At 60.2% G+C, this 14,007-nt stretch carries 9 protein-coding genes; 2 read left to right on the forward strand and 7 right to left on the reverse strand.

Translation table 11 applies throughout. From position 1 onward, the window contains the following. Positions 1–153: 153 nt before the first annotated feature. The 4 genes from aspS to ACR0E2_RS08140 all read right to left on the reverse strand — a co-directional run bounded on the left by aspS (position 154) and on the right by ACR0E2_RS08140 (position 4,409). A complete protein-coding gene (aspS, locus tag ACR0E2_RS08125; protein ID WP_480446042.1) occupies positions 154–1,932 on the reverse strand; it encodes an aspartate--tRNA ligase in 1,779 nt (592 codons plus the stop codon). Positions 1,933–2,011: 79 nt separating this feature from the next. Then, complete coding sequence (locus ACR0E2_RS08130; RefSeq protein ID WP_480446043.1) at positions 2,012–2,683, reverse strand: CPBP family intramembrane glutamic endopeptidase; 672 nt, start codon at positions 2,681–2,683, stop codon at positions 2,012–2,014. Further along, entirely contained in the window at positions 2,680–3,327 is a 648-nt protein-coding gene (locus ACR0E2_RS08135; protein ID WP_480446044.1) for an aminotransferase class IV family protein, read from the reverse strand. The genes ACR0E2_RS08130 and ACR0E2_RS08135 overlap by 4 nt, the downstream gene beginning before the upstream one ends. Then, positions 3,282–4,409: an aminodeoxychorismate synthase component I gene (locus ACR0E2_RS08140; RefSeq protein WP_480446189.1), complete on the reverse strand. Its 1,128-nt coding sequence runs from the start codon at positions 4,407–4,409 to the stop codon at positions 3,282–3,284. The genes ACR0E2_RS08135 and ACR0E2_RS08140 overlap by 46 nt, the downstream gene beginning before the upstream one ends. A 177-nt stretch (positions 4,410–4,586) precedes the next feature. Here ACR0E2_RS08140 and carB point away from each other — a divergent pair, with 177 nt between their 5' ends. Then, a complete protein-coding gene (carB, locus tag ACR0E2_RS08145) occupies positions 4,587–7,931 on the forward strand; it encodes a carbamoyl-phosphate synthase large subunit (RefSeq protein ID WP_480446045.1) in 3,345 nt (1,114 codons plus the stop codon). Positions 7,932–8,156: 225 nt separating this feature from the next. Here the strand turns inward: carB and ACR0E2_RS08150 are convergent, their stop codons facing one another. Genes ACR0E2_RS08150 through ACR0E2_RS08160 form a run of 3 tightly spaced genes read right to left on the reverse strand, consistent with a single transcriptional unit; the run spans position 8,157 to position 12,711 of the window. Beyond that, the gene (locus tag ACR0E2_RS08150) at positions 8,157–11,198 is read right to left on the reverse strand and encodes an efflux RND transporter permease subunit (RefSeq protein WP_152458964.1); all 3,042 of its coding nucleotides are present in this window, start codon (positions 11,196–11,198) and stop codon (positions 8,157–8,159) included. A gap of 11 nt (positions 11,199–11,209) precedes the next feature. Beyond that, positions 11,210–12,247, reverse strand: a complete 1,038-nt coding sequence (locus tag ACR0E2_RS08155; protein ID WP_171168889.1) for an efflux RND transporter periplasmic adaptor subunit — start codon at positions 12,245–12,247, stop codon at positions 11,210–11,212. After that, positions 12,244–12,711: a MarR family winged helix-turn-helix transcriptional regulator gene (locus tag ACR0E2_RS08160; protein WP_480446046.1), complete on the reverse strand. Its 468-nt coding sequence runs from the start codon at positions 12,709–12,711 to the stop codon at positions 12,244–12,246. Before ACR0E2_RS08160 ends, ACR0E2_RS08155 begins: the two co-directional genes overlap by 4 nt. 159 nt (positions 12,712–12,870) lie before the next feature. Here ACR0E2_RS08160 and ACR0E2_RS08165 point away from each other — a divergent pair, with 159 nt between their 5' ends. Then, a complete protein-coding gene (locus ACR0E2_RS08165; RefSeq protein ID WP_171329287.1) occupies positions 12,871–13,995 on the forward strand; it encodes a beta-ketoacyl-ACP synthase III in 1,125 nt (374 codons plus the stop codon). The last annotated feature ends 12 nt before the right edge of the window (positions 13,996–14,007 follow it).

Here is a 14,007-nt window from a genome sequence, read left to right on the forward strand (position 1 = left end):
CACTGCAACCCTTTTGTGCATCTGGCTGTACCGCCAAACACGGCAGGCCGCGCGTTCCATCCGCGTCAACCGAACCAATCTGAAAGATCCGCTGGACTGACACAGGCTGCCTGCGTGCAAAAAAAACCGCCCGCGATACGCGGGCGGATTTTTTTACTGGTCCTGAGGGATAATGCGAAGACCCAGCTCCATCAACTGATCCGAGGTCGGGTCCGAAGGTGCGTCCATCATCAGATCTTCGGCACGCTGGTTCATCGGGAACATCATGACTTCGCGGATATTGGCCTCATCTGCCAACAGCATCACGATCCGGTCGATACCAGCCGCGCATCCACCGTGTGGCGGGGCGCCGTAGTGGAAGGCATTGAACAGGGCACCAAAGCGGGATTTCACTTCATCCTCGCCATAGCCCGCCAGTTCAAAGGCCTTCAGCATGATTTCCGGCTTGTGGTTCCGGATCGCGCCTGAAACCAGCTCGTACCCGTTGCACGCCAGATCATACTGGTAGCCGCGCACATCCAGCGGGTTGCCCTGCAACGCCTCCATACCGCCCTGCGGCATCGAGAACGGGTTGTGCTCAAAGTCGATCGCGCCGGTTTCTTCGTCTTGCTCATAGATCGGGAAGTCCACGATCCAGGCAAAGGCAAAACGGTCTTTTTCGGTCAGGTTCAATTCCTCACCGATCACGTCACGCGCCTTGCCGGCAACCTTTTCAAAGGCTTTTGGCTTGCCGCCCAGGAAGAAGGCTGCATCGCCGACACCCAGACCCAGTTGCTGACGGATTGCCTCGGTGCGTTCGGGGCCGATGTTCTTGGCCAGCGGTCCCGCAGCCTCCATCCCTTCACCCTGATCGCGCCAGAAGATATAGCCCATGCCTGGCAGACCCTCTTTCTGGGCAAAGGCGTTCATGCGGTCGCAGAACTTGCGGCTGCCGCCGCCCGGCGCGGGGATCGCGCGGATCTCGGTGCCTTCCTGTTCAAGCAGCTTGGCGAAGATCGCGAAACCGGAACCGCGGAAATGCTCGGATACCACCTGCATCTTGATGGGGTTCCGCAGGTCCGGCTTGTCGGTGCCGTACCACAGCGCCGCGTCCTTGTAGGAAATTTGCGGCCAGTCCTGATCAACCTTGCGACCGCCGCCAAATTCTTCGAACACGCCGGTCAGAACAGGTTGAATGACGTCGAACACGTCCTGCTGCTCTACAAAGGACATCTCGAGATCCAGCTGGTAGAAGTCGGTGGGCGACCTGTCTGCCCGTGGATCTTCGTCCCGGAAACAGGGTGCAATCTGGAAATACTTGTCGAAGCCCGACACCATGATCAGCTGCTTGAACTGCTGCGGGGCTTGCGGCAAGGCATAGAATTTGCCCGGATGCAGGCGCGAAGGCACCAGGAAGTCGCGCGCGCCTTCGGGCGACGAGGCGGTGATGATCGGCGTCTGATACTCGCGAAAGCCCTGATCCCACATCCGTTTACGCATGGACGCAACCACGTCCGAGCGCAAGGTCATGTTCCGTTGCATCGCCTCGCGGCGCAGGTCCAGATAGCGATAGCGCAGGCGGGTTTCCTCGGGGTACTCCTGTTCGCCAAATACCATCAGCGGCAATTCGTCGGCGGCCCCCAGAACTTCCAGTTCGCGTACGTAAACCTCGATCTCGCCGGTGGGCAGTTTCGGGTTCACCAGGTCCGGGTCACGGGCTTTGACGGTGCCGTCGATACGGATGCACCATTCGGACCGCACCTTTTCCAGCTCGGCAAAGGCGGCGCTGTCGCCGTCGCACAGGATCTGGGTTACGCCGAAATGGTCGCGAAGATCGATGAACAGCACGCCCCCATGATCTCGAACCCGATGCACCCAACCGGACAGGCGGACGGTTTCACCGACATTGGCGGCGGTCAGAGCGGCGCAGGTGTGGCTGCGATAGGCGTGCATGGATCATATCCCTTCGGGCGCAGAATTCGTCGCGCCGATACACCCTGTCAGGCTTGGAAAGTCAAGGCGGGTCGCCCCGTCAAAACGGCCTTTGCACATTGCCTGAGTAGAAATAGACGCCCAGCCCCACCGCAAAGATGATATTGCCCGCTATTGCATGCAGCAGCACCGCATAAAAGAAGGAGCCCCGCTGCCGGTAGGCCCATGTGAACAGCAGCCCGCCCGCGAATGTCATGAGGGCGACGATCCAGCTCCAATACATCAGATGCGCGAACGAGAATATGGCCGCATTCAGCAGATAGGCCGCGCGCCCCTCGGGCAGGATCGCGTGATAGCGGCGAAAGAACAAAGGGCGGAACAGCAGCTCTTGCGGCAGGGCCGACAGCAATGGATAGCCGACCCAGATGAACGCCAGCATCTCGGGCCGGTGCACAAGCAGGAAGAACGCGGCCTCCGGGCGCGTGATCTGAATCAACCCAACACAAAAGGCAGCCACGATAGCAGAAAACAGAGCCACCTCGCGCAGGGTCCAGTTGGCCCAGTCATAACGAAGCTCGGCCCATTGAAACCCGGGCGTCCGGTGCAGCAGCACGATACCAAGCCCGGTCAGCGCAAACAGCGCCGGAAACATCCAGTTCGGAGGGAAAAGAACAGCGATCAGCAGCGGCAAGCCAATATAGAACAGGCCAAATTCCAGCCGCAGCCGTCGCAATGCAACCGGCGGTCCGATCATCATGCTGTTTTTTGTCACCCGTCTATCAGCTCCACCTCGATCAGTCCGCGCAGTGAATTTCCGATCCGCACAGTTTGCGCATTTTTCAGGTCGGTCAAGGTCAGCACGGCTTCGGTGACTGCTTTGTTTTCCAGCAGTTCTTCGCGCAGTATCCCCGGCAAGAGCCCACAGGACAAAGCGGGCGTCAGAACCCGGCCATCAGGCATTTCCAGAAACAGGTTCGTGATGGTGCCTTCACAAAGCTCATCCAGTTCATTCAAGAACAACAGTTCGTCCACCCCTTCGGGCAGCGTTGCGCGCGCGGAATCATAGAGCGCACGGCGCGTGGTCTTGTGACGCAACCACAGGTCATTTGAAGCCAGACGCTGATCCGACAGAGCGACGCGCCAGGTTCTGGGATTGTCCACCAGTTCGCCGGTCGACAGATCGAACGAGCCCGACACATCCAGCGTAAGGCGGCAACGCAGCGGGGTGTCACAAGCAGCGCCATTCAGTCGGGCGGTCGCTTCATCGGGGTTGAAAGGAATCTCGAACACCCGCGCAGTACGGGCCATTCGTGCAAGATGGCGGTCCAGCCTGACAAAGCCCTGATCCGGGCAGAAGGCCAGTGTTTCAATCAGGCTGAAATCAGGTTCAGCTGGCGGGCGAAGCGGGCTTTCCATAACGCCTCCTCATACTCTGACGGGGCGGTGCTGTCCCAAACGACACCGCCGCCTACGTTCAGAGTGGCCTGATCATCCTCAAGCATCAAGGTGCGGATGGCCACGTTGAACTCGGACCGACCATCCGGCGCGGCCCAGCCAATCGTCCCGCAATAGATGTCGCGCGCCCATGGCTCCAGTTCCGCCAGAATTTCCATCGCGCGGATCTTGGGGGCTCCGGTGATCGACCCGCAGGGAAACAGTGCTGTCAGTATTTCACCCAACCCCACGCATTTGTGCAGCTGCGCCCGCACCAGCGAGACCATCTGATGTACGGTGGCATAGGTTTCCACCCGGAACAGGTCAGGCACATGAACGGATCCGGGCAGCGCGACGCGGCTGATATCGTTGCGCAGCAAATCAACAATCATCAGGTTCTCGGCCCGATTCTTTTCGTCCGCGCTCAGAAAAGCCCGGCGGCGCGCATCCTCATCCGGGTCTTCACTGCGCGGTTGCGTGCCCTTCATCGGCCGGGTTTCGATCCTCCCACCCTCATCGGTGCGGAAAAACAACTCCGGCGAGCGGCTGAGCAGATCGGGCAGCCCATCCTGCTGCACCAGTGCTCCGTGGCCCACCGGCTGCCCCGCCGCCAGCGCGGCATAGAGCGTTTCGCTGTTGCCCGAGACGGTCAGATCAATCGGAAAGGTCAGGTTGGCCTGATAGATGTCGCCGGCACCAATGGCGTCATGCACGGCGCTGAAGGCCTTGCCATATCGCGCTTCATCCCATCGCGGCCGGAATGCGCCCACTTCGCCCGCAGGCGACGGAAGGGCGACCCGATCCGGTGCATCATAGACCCCAAAGCACAACAAAGGCAGGCGTCGTTCTTCCGGCAAAAGACCGTTGAGCCGGGGTTCAAGCGCATAGCCCAGCTCGTAACTGGCATACCCTGCCAGCCAGGCACCAGCTGCGCGCGCCTCGTCCAATGCCGCCAGAGCCTGGGGCACGTCCTCCGCCACATCCGCGCAGATCACCTGAGACGGACGCTGAAACCGGGTTCCTCGCCCGGCCGGTCCCTGATCGAAACGAATACGCACTTGCATCCTCATTTGCCGTGAGGGGCCGTATAGAGAATACTCTGCCAAGTGAAAGAGGGGAAAGCGGCAATTTCGCCCCTGTTTCCGATACCTCTTGCACCTTTTTGCGCGGTCCCTATAACGCAGGACAATTTGGGCGCTGGGGCGGTGCCCTGACTCGCGGACAATCGAAGGAACAAGGCCATGCCGAGAAGAACCGACATCCAGTCGATCATGATCATTGGGGCGGGCCCCATTGTTATCGGTCAGGCCTGTGAATTCGACTATTCCGGTGCTCAGGCCTGCAAGGCCCTGCGAGAGGAAGGATACCGGGTCATTCTGGTGAACTCGAACCCGGCGACGATCATGACCGACCCCGGTCTAGCCGACGCCACCTATATCGAGCCGATCACACCCGAAGTGGTCGCCAAGATCATCGAGAAAGAACGCCCTGACGCCCTGTTGCCCACCATGGGCGGACAGACCGGCCTGAACACCTCGCTGGCACTGGAAGAAATGGGTGTGCTGGAAAAATTCGGCGTCGAGATGATCGGCGCCAAGCGCGATGCCATCGAAATGGCCGAAGACCGCGCCCTGTTCCGCGAGGCGATGGACCGGCTGGGCATCGAAAACCCCAAGGCCGAGATCGTTACCGCCCCCAAGGACGAGAGCGGCAAGAAAGACCTGGATGCCGGTGTGGCGCTGGCCCTTGAAACCCTTGAAACCGTGGGGCTTCCTGCCATCATCCGCCCGGCCTTTACACTGGGCGGCACCGGTGGCGGCGTGGCGTATAACCGCGAGGATTACATCCATATTTGCCGCTCGGGTATGGATGCCTCGCCCGTAGGTCAGATCCTGATCGACGAAAGCCTTCTGGGCTGGAAAGAATACGAAATGGAGGTGGTGCGCGACACTGCCGACAACGCCATCATCGTGTGTTCCATCGAAAACGTCGATCCGATGGGCGTGCATACGGGTGACTCGATCACCGTGGCCCCTGCCCTTACGCTAACCGACAAAGAATACCAGATCATGCGCAATCACTCGATTGCCGTGCTGCGTGAAATCGGTGTCGAAACCGGCGGCTCAAACGTGCAATGGGCGATCAATCCGGTCGATGGCCGCATGGTCGTGATCGAGATGAACCCGCGCGTGTCGCGCTCGTCGGCGCTGGCATCCAAGGCCACCGGTTTCCCGATCGCGAAGATCGCTGCGAAACTGGCCGTGGGTTACACGCTGGACGAACTGGACAACGACATCACCAAGGTCACACCGGCTTCGTTCGAACCGACCATCGACTATGTCGTGACAAAAATTCCGAAATTCGCCTTCGAGAAGTTCCCCGGTTCCGAGCCCTACCTGACCACCGCGATGAAGTCGGTGGGCGAGGCGATGTCGATTGGCCGTACGATCCACGAATCGATGCAAAAGGCACTGGCCTCGATGGAATCGGGCCTGACCGGCTTTGATGAGGTCGAAATCCCCGGCCTGAACGTGGGCCTCTGGGACGAGGCCGACGACAAGGCCGCCGCGATCAAGGCGATCAGCCAGCAGACACCTGACCGCCTGCGCACCATTGCGCAAGCGATGCGCCATGGCCTGAGCGATGACGAGATTTTCGGCGTCACCAAGTTCGACCCTTGGTTTCTGGCCCGTATCCGCGAGATCGTCGAGGCCGAGCGTCAACTCCGCAAGGACGGCCTGCCGGTCACCGAGGACGGCATCCGCAAGCTGAAAATGCTGGGCTTCACCGATGCGCGTCTGGGCAAGCTGACGGGCCGTGACGAGGACAACGTCCGCCGAGCGCGCCGCAATCTGGGCGTTTCAGCGGTGTTCAAACGCATCGACACCTGCGCGGCCGAGTTCGAGGCGCAGACACCTTACATGTATTCGACCTACGAAGCGCCCATGATGGGCGAGGTCGAATGCGAGGCGCGCCCGAGCGACCGCAAAAAGGTCGTCATTCTTGGCGGCGGCCCAAACCGCATCGGTCAGGGCATCGAGTTCGACTATTGCTGCTGCCACGCCTGCTTCGCGCTGACCGAAGCGGGTTATGAAACCATCATGATCAACTGCAACCCCGAGACGGTTTCGACCGATTATGACACTTCGGATCGCTTGTATTTCGAGCCGCTGACCTTTGAACACGTCATGGAAATCCTGACGAAGGAACAGGAAAACGGCACGCTGCACGGCGTCATTGTTCAGTTTGGCGGTCAAACTCCGCTGAAACTGGCCAACGCGCTTGAAGCCGAGGGCATCCCGATCCTGGGCACCACGCCCGACGCGATCGACCTGGCCGAAGATCGCGAACGTTTCCAGGCACTTGTCAACGAACTGGGGCTGAAACAGCCCAAGAACGGCATCGCCTCGACCGACGCGCAGGCGCTGGAGATTGCAGAAGAGATCGGCTTTCCGCTGGTGATCCGCCCGTCCTACGTTCTGGGCGGCCGCGCGATGGAGATCGTGCGCGACATGGACCAGCTGAAACGCTACATCAACGAGGCCGTGGTGGTCTCGGGCGACAGCCCCGTTCTGCTGGACAGCTATCTGGCTGGCGCGGTCGAGCTGGACGTGGACGCGCTGTGCGACGGCACCGATGTGCATGTGGCAGGCATCATGCAGCATATCGAAGAGGCCGGCGTGCACTCGGGCGACTCGGCCTGTTCGCTGCCGCCCTATTCGCTGTCGAAAGAGATCATCGCGCAGATCAAAGATCAGGCGTTCAAGCTGGCCAAGGCGCTGAACGTTGTCGGCCTGATGAATGTTCAGTTCGCGATCAAGGATGACGAGATCTACCTGATCGAGGTCAACCCGCGCGCTTCGCGCACCGTGCCGTTCGTGGCAAAGGCCACCGACAGTGCGATTGCGTCCATCGCCGCGCGTGTCATGGCAGGCGAAAAGCTGGCGAGCTTCCCGCAGCGTCCGCCCTACAAGACCGTGGACGACACCAAGATCGCAGATCAGATGACGCTGGCCGACCCGGACATGCCATGGTTCTCGGTGAAAGAGGCGGTCCTGCCCTTCGCCCGTTTTCCGGGCGTCGATACCATCCTGGGCCCGGAAATGCGCTCGACCGGCGAGGTCATGGGCTGGGACCGCGATTTTCCGCGCGCCTTCCTCAAGGCGCAGATGGGCGCGGGCATGGTGCTGCCGACCTCGGGCCGCGCCTTCATTTCGATCAAGGATGCCGACAAGGGCGCGGCGATGCTCGAGGCCGCACAGGTTTTGGTCGAACAAGGCTTCACGCTGGTCGCCACCCGCGGCACGCAAAGCTGGCTGGCGGAACAGGGTGTGCCATGCGACGTGGTCAACAAGGTCTATGAGGGCCGCCCGGACGTGGTCGACATGCTGAAAGACGGTCAGGTTCAACTGCTGATGAACACCACCGAAGGCGCGCAGGCCGTCGAGGACAGCAAGGCCATCCGGTCCATCGCGCTTTATGACAAGATCCCGTATTACACCACGGCCGCCGCAAGTCATGCTGCCGCTCTGGCGATCAAGGCGCAGGCCGAAGGGGATGTCGAGGTGAAGTCGTTACAGGGCTAACCCGCCTGAGCCACAATTGGCTCATCAGTGAACGAAAAGAGGCGCGCCCGTTGACCTGAACTCAACGGGCGCGCATTTCGTTCAGGCATAAGGAGAATGAAACAATGCGCACATTTCTGGTTCTCGCAATCTTCACTGCACTGGCCGCCTGTGACGTGCCGTTTGTTCCTTTGATCTAACCTGATTGGACCCAGCTTTTCAGCTGGACCCACAAGAGGCCAGTGTTCAGGCTGCCAGCGCCTCGCGTTTTTCATCGCGAGCAAAGAAGAGCAGGTAGAACACCGGCGCGGCGACCATTGTCAGGACGGTCGCAAAAGCCAGCCCGCCCATGATCGTCACCGCCATCGAGACGAAGAACGCATCGGTCAGCAGCGGCGCCATGCCCAGAATGGTCGTGATCGCAGCCAGCATCACCGGGCGCAAACGCGAGACCGAGGCTTCGACGATGGATTCGCGCAGGGGTTTGCCCGTGGCGCGAACCAGGTCGATCTCTTCCACCAGCACGATGCCGTTCTTGATCAGCATGCCCGACAGGCTGAGCAGGCCCAGAAGGGCTGTAAAGGTGAAGGGCAGCCCAGTTCCCAACAGGCCGATGACGACGCCGTTGACCGACATCGGAACCAGCAGCCAGATGATGATCGGCTGACGGATCGCGTTGAACAGCAGGACCGAGATCAGCACCATGATCAGCAGGCTCAGCGGCAACTGTTTACCCAGGCTTTCCTGCGCGTCGCGCGAGTTTTCGAACTCACCGCCCCACTCCATCTTGTAGCCCGGTGGCAGTTCGATGGCCTCGATGGCGTCCCGAACTTCGGCGTGTACCTGAGCCGCCGTCAGGTCGGGCGGGATGTCCGCGCCGACAGTGATGGTCAGTACACGATCGCGGCGATGAACCAGCGTATTGAGGGATTTGTACTCGAATCCATCGACCATCTGTTCGATTGGTACAAATTTCCCGGACTGGTCCGAATACACCACCTGATCGACGATGGAATAATCTCCGTCCGCCGGACGACGCAGGATGATGGGGATCAGGCGGTCACGTTCCCGCAGCACACCGCCCGTGATGCCATCGGTCGAAAATTGCAGCGTGGCCGCAATATCTTCGCGCGTGACGCCCGCGGTTTGGGCCCGTTCCGTGGCATAGATCGGCTGCACCGCCAGTTCCTGTTCGCGCCAGTCATGATGAACGAGCAGGGCGTTGGGCGACGCCGCCGCCATGCGCTGCACGGCCTCGTCCGCAAGTTGTCGCAGTACCACCGGATCGCTGCCCGAGAACCGGGCCTGGATCGGATCGCCGCCGCCGGGGCCAAACACCAGGCGCTTGGTTCCGAACTCGCCTTCGGGGAACTGGACCGACCCGAACGCTTCCAGATCCGCTTGCAAGGCCGGGATGTCATCCAGACTTTCCGTGCGGATGATCATGTGACCATAGCTCGGGTTCGGTTTCTCTGCCGAATAGGTCAGCATGAACCGGGTTGCCCCCTGACCGACAAATGTCGTGACCGAAACCACGTCATCGCGTTGGGTCAGCCAATCTTCGAACACCGCCATGTCCTGTGCCGTGCGGGCAATCGGCGTGCCCTGAGGCAGCTTGTAATGCACAAAGAACAAAGGCGTGTTCGAGTTGGGGAAGAATTGTTGTTTCATCAACCCGAACCCGGCATAGCACGCAACGGTTACGCCGATGAGACCCGCAACAACCAGCCACCGGAAACGGAGCGCAAACCGCAGGATCGCGCCATATGTGCGGAACAGGATGCCCCCGTAGGCGTCGATCTCACCCTCCTTGCCCTGCTTGAAGAAATAGTGCCCAAGCAAAGGCGTGACCGTGATGGCAAGTATCCAGCTGAGCAGCAGCGAAATGCCGATCACCGCAAACAGGGAAAACAGAAACTCGCCCGTTGCGTCGGGGCTAAGACCGATGCCTGCAAAGGCCATGATACCGATTACGGTGGCCCCAAGCAGCGGGATCTGGGTTTTCGACGCCACATCTTCAGCGGCATCGCGCGAGGACTTGCCGCGCAACATCGCGATCTGCATCCCTTCGGCAACCACGATGGCGTTGTCCACCAACATCCCCATGGCAATAATCAGGGCCCCGAGTGAAATTCGCTCCATCTCGATCGAAAACAGCGACATGAACAGAAGCGTGCCGACTACGGTCAGCAACAGGGTCGAACCGACGACGATGGCCGCGCGCCAGCCCATGAAGATTCCCAGTACGGCGACCACGATGGCCACTGACATGGCCAGATTCACCAGAAAGTCGTTCGAGGCCTGCTCGACCACCACATGTTGCTGGTAGATCGGCAGAATATCGACACCGAAGGGGATATTCGCATCCAGCTCGGCAAATTTGGCGTCAGCCCGCTTGCCGACCTCGACGATGTTTTCCGTCGCCAGACCGGCGATGCCGAGGGTAAAGGCTTCGGTCCCGTTATAGCGGATCATGATGTCCGGATCGTTCTGACGGGCGCGATAGACATCGGACATGTCGAACAGGTTGATCACCTGCCCTTGCGAGCCGACAGACAGGCCCGCAATGGCCGAGACACTGTCCGAACCCTCGGCCGTCAGAATGGTGGTACGGGCATCTTCAGACCGCAAAGACCCCGAGGAATTCACCGAATCCGCGTTGGCTATGGCTTCGTTGATCGCTTGCAGCGGGACGTTCTGATTCACCGAGATCGCCAGATCGGGCTCTACAAAAATCGCCTCGTCCGGCAGGCCCTGAACCTCGACATCGGCGACGCCGTCCACGGTCAGCAGTTCGCGACGCAGAAACGTTGCCAGTTCATGCTTTTCGGCGTCCGAAAACCCTTCGGCGGTCACCGCATAGAACAGGCCGAACACATCACCGAACCCGTCATTCACATAGGGTTGGCTGACACCCGACGGAAGCCCGCGGGCGGCATCGCGCACCTTGGCCCGCAGGCGGGTCCAGATATCGGGCAGTTCGGTCCCGTCGTAGGTCGACTTGATTTCTACTTCGATCAGCGATTGTCCGGGTTGGTTGACCGAGGTGATGACGTCCACCTCGCCCATCTGCTGGATCGCGGATTCAAGGGGTTCGGACACTTCAAGCGCCACCTGTTCCGCCGTGGCACCGGGATATTGCGTGGCGATGACCGCGTTCTTGATGGTGAAAGCCGGGTCTTCCAAACGACCAAGCGACGTGAATCCCCAGATGCCACCAAAGAGGGCAATGAGGATGATCAGCCATGTGTAAAGCGGTCGATCAATCGAGGCGCGCGCGATGTTCATCTGCCTGCCCCTCAGTTCGCGAAGCCGGTGAAACGGCGCACGGGCTGACCGTCTGTCAGCACAGCACCGCCAGCCACAACAACTTCGTCACCGTCGGACAAGCCTTTCAACACCCGAACATCGCCCGACTGCGTGGGTTCGATTGTCACCGGAACGCGGCGGACCGTGCCTTCATCCGCACCAGCCGGAGAGAACACCATGACGCTCAGCTCACCTGTTGCATCCGCGATGACGGCCGTCGCCGGCACGATGATGCCTGTGCGCTCGTCCTGGACCTTTACGTTGACGGTGACGGACGAGCCGGGAAGAATTTGCAGCCCCTCGGGTGGGGTCAGGCCGAACTGAATGCGGAAGGTCTGCCCGACGCTTGAGGTTTCAGCGTCGAATTCACGGATTTCCAGCGGGAAGACTTCATCGCTTACGGGGAATTTGGCGGTGATGGTGATGTCGTCGTTCTGGCCCGAGCGTTGAAACAGGATCTCGGGCACATCCACCTCGATGCGCAATTCGGACATGTCGTGGATGCGGACGATCGGCGTGCCGGCCGATACGGTGGTGAAAGCCTCGACCGCGCGGCTGGAGACCAGCGCGTCGAATGGCGCGGTCAGAGTCGCGTGTTCCAGTTCGTATTCGGCATCGCGCAGTGCGATCGCGGCCAGTTGCGCTTCGGTCTCTGCGTCATCGACCGCCACCTGGCTGGCCGTAGTACCCCGCAAACGCGACAGGCGTGCGACGGTGCGGTCGGCCTGTTCCTTTTGCAGCTGCGCCCGTTCGAGCCGCAGTTCGAACGGCTCCTGATCCAGTCGCGCAATCAGGCCGCCTTTGGGGATGACAAACCCTTCGTTGACCGGCATTTCGACGATCTGACCGGCGACCTGAAAGGCAAGATCGACCGTCTGCCGCGCGGCAACACGACCGAAGAACTGGCGGGTGAAGCCGGGCGTCGTTTCGTGCACCTGCATCAGCTTGACCGGTTTCGGAGTATCTTGAGCGGCAATCGGAGTTGCCAAAACGGCCAGTGCAAGGCCCAGAGAGGTCAGGAGTTTCATTTCTTCAGTCCCTCGGGAATTCCCGTTTTCAAAACGTTGTCACGGATTTTGCGCGCCAGTCGCGCGAATTCGGCTGTTTCTTCGTCGTTCAGGCCCGAGGCCCTGTGAAACAGGTCTCCGGCCTCGGCCACCAGCATGTTGCGGGATTCTTCGCCACGCTCGGTCAGCACCAGCAACCAGGCGCGGCGGTCTTCGGGGTCACGCTCGCGCGTGAGATAGCCGGCTTTTTCCAGCGAATCCGCCGTGGCGGTGATTGTGGACGGTACACTCAGCATATCCGCAGCCAGAACCCCCATGCGTTTCGGCTGATCCAGCTTGATCAGCATGTGGCATTCGGGGTGGCTCAGGTCGGTTTCGATGCTGTCGAATGTCTCTTCCAGTTTCCAGTACAGGGCATATACCCCCATGATCGCCTGAATCTCGGGGCTGAGGCGGCCAAGCCTGGTGCTGATATCGTCGGGCATCGGGGATCTCCGCGCGTTTGGAGGGGTCATATACTTCAGTTTCTGAACTATTCAAGATATGAAGTTGCGGCTTTGCGCACATTCCCTTAGGTCAACATACCTTGATCAAATCACAACGTGACTGCATTTTGGGCAAATCCGAAACATTCAGGGCTCGCCATGTATACCCCCGCCATCACCGGAACCGGTGTCTTCACGCCTCAGAACGTCATCACCAATGCCGAGCTTGTCGAGGCATTCAACGCTTATGCCGACAAGCAGAACGCCAAGAATGCCGAAGCCATCGCCGCCGGTCAGATGGAGCCGATGCAGCATTCATCGGAAGAGTTCATCGTCAAGGCATCGGGGATCGAAAACCGCTACGTGATGGACAAGAGCGGCGTGCTGGACCCGGACGTGATGCATCCACTGCTGCGGCAGCGCAGCGATGATGAACCCGGCATCATGACCGAAATGGCGGTGGATGCCTGCAACAAGGCGCTGGCACAGGCGGGGCGCACGGCGGCGGATGTTGATCTGGTAATCTGCGCGGCTTCGAACCACGAGCGCGCCTATCCGGCGATTGCGATCGAAATTCAGCAGGAACTGGGGATCAACGGGTTCGGCTTTGACATGAACGTCGCCTGTTCGTCAGCCACGTTCGGCATTCAGGCCGCGGCGGATATGGTGCGGTCGGGATCGGTGCGGGCGGCGTTGGTGGTGAACCCCGAAATCTGCTCGGGTCATCTGGAGTGGCGCGACCGCGATTGCCATTTCATCTTTGGCGATGTGGCGACGGCTACGCTGATCGAACGGATCGAAGACGCACAAGGGCCGCATTTCGAAATCCTGTCGACGCGCTGCGCCACTGCGTTTTCCAACAATATCCGCAACAACAACGGCTTTCTGCGCCGCTCGCGCCCTGACGGGCTGGCCGACCGGCGTGACATGCAGTTCATGCAGAACGGTCGGAAAGTATTCAAGGAAGTACTGCCGATGGTCAGCAAGCATATCAGCGACCACATGGATGCCGAAGGGGTCGGAAACTCTGATCTGAAACGCCTGTGGCTGCATCAGGCCAACAAGACGATGAACGACTTCATCGGCAAGAAAGTTCTGGGCCGCGAACCCGAGCCGGGCGAGCAACCCAACATCCTTCAGGATTATGCCAACACGTCATCTGCGGGGTCGATCATCGCGTTTTCGAAGTATTCCGACGACTTGCAGGAGGGTGATCTGGGCCTGATCTGTTCTTTCGGCGCCGGGTATTCGGTCGGGTCGGTGATCGTGAAGCGCCACGCCTGACGGTTGATCTTG

The organism is Ruegeria sp. A4 (genome assembly GCF_056543025.1).

Bases quoted from the DNA above. Each gene is read 5' to 3' on its own strand.
- aspS (WP_480446042.1), bottom strand. From the start codon at position 1,932: ATGCACGCCTATCGCAGCCACACCTGCGCCGCTCTGACCGCCGCCAAT.
- ACR0E2_RS08160 (WP_480446046.1), bottom strand. From the start codon at position 12,711: ATGCCCGACGATATCAGCACCAGGCTTGGCCGCCTCAGCCCCGAGATT.
- ACR0E2_RS08140 (WP_480446189.1), bottom strand. From the start codon at position 4,409: ATGCAAGTGCGTATTCGTTTCGATCAGGGACCGGCCGGGCGAGGAACC.
- ACR0E2_RS08135 (WP_480446044.1), bottom strand. From the start codon at position 3,327: ATGGAAAGCCCGCTTCGCCCGCCAGCTGAACCTGATTTCAGCCTGATT.
- carB (WP_480446045.1), top strand. From the start codon at position 4,587: ATGCCGAGAAGAACCGACATCCAGTCGATCATGATCATTGGGGCGGGC.
- ACR0E2_RS08155 (WP_171168889.1), bottom strand. From the start codon at position 12,247: ATGAAACTCCTGACCTCTCTGGGCCTTGCACTGGCCGTTTTGGCAACT.
- ACR0E2_RS08150 (WP_152458964.1), bottom strand. From the start codon at position 11,198: ATGAACATCGCGCGCGCCTCGATTGATCGACCGCTTTACACATGGCTG.
- ACR0E2_RS08165 (WP_171329287.1), top strand. From the start codon at position 12,871: ATGTATACCCCCGCCATCACCGGAACCGGTGTCTTCACGCCTCAGAAC.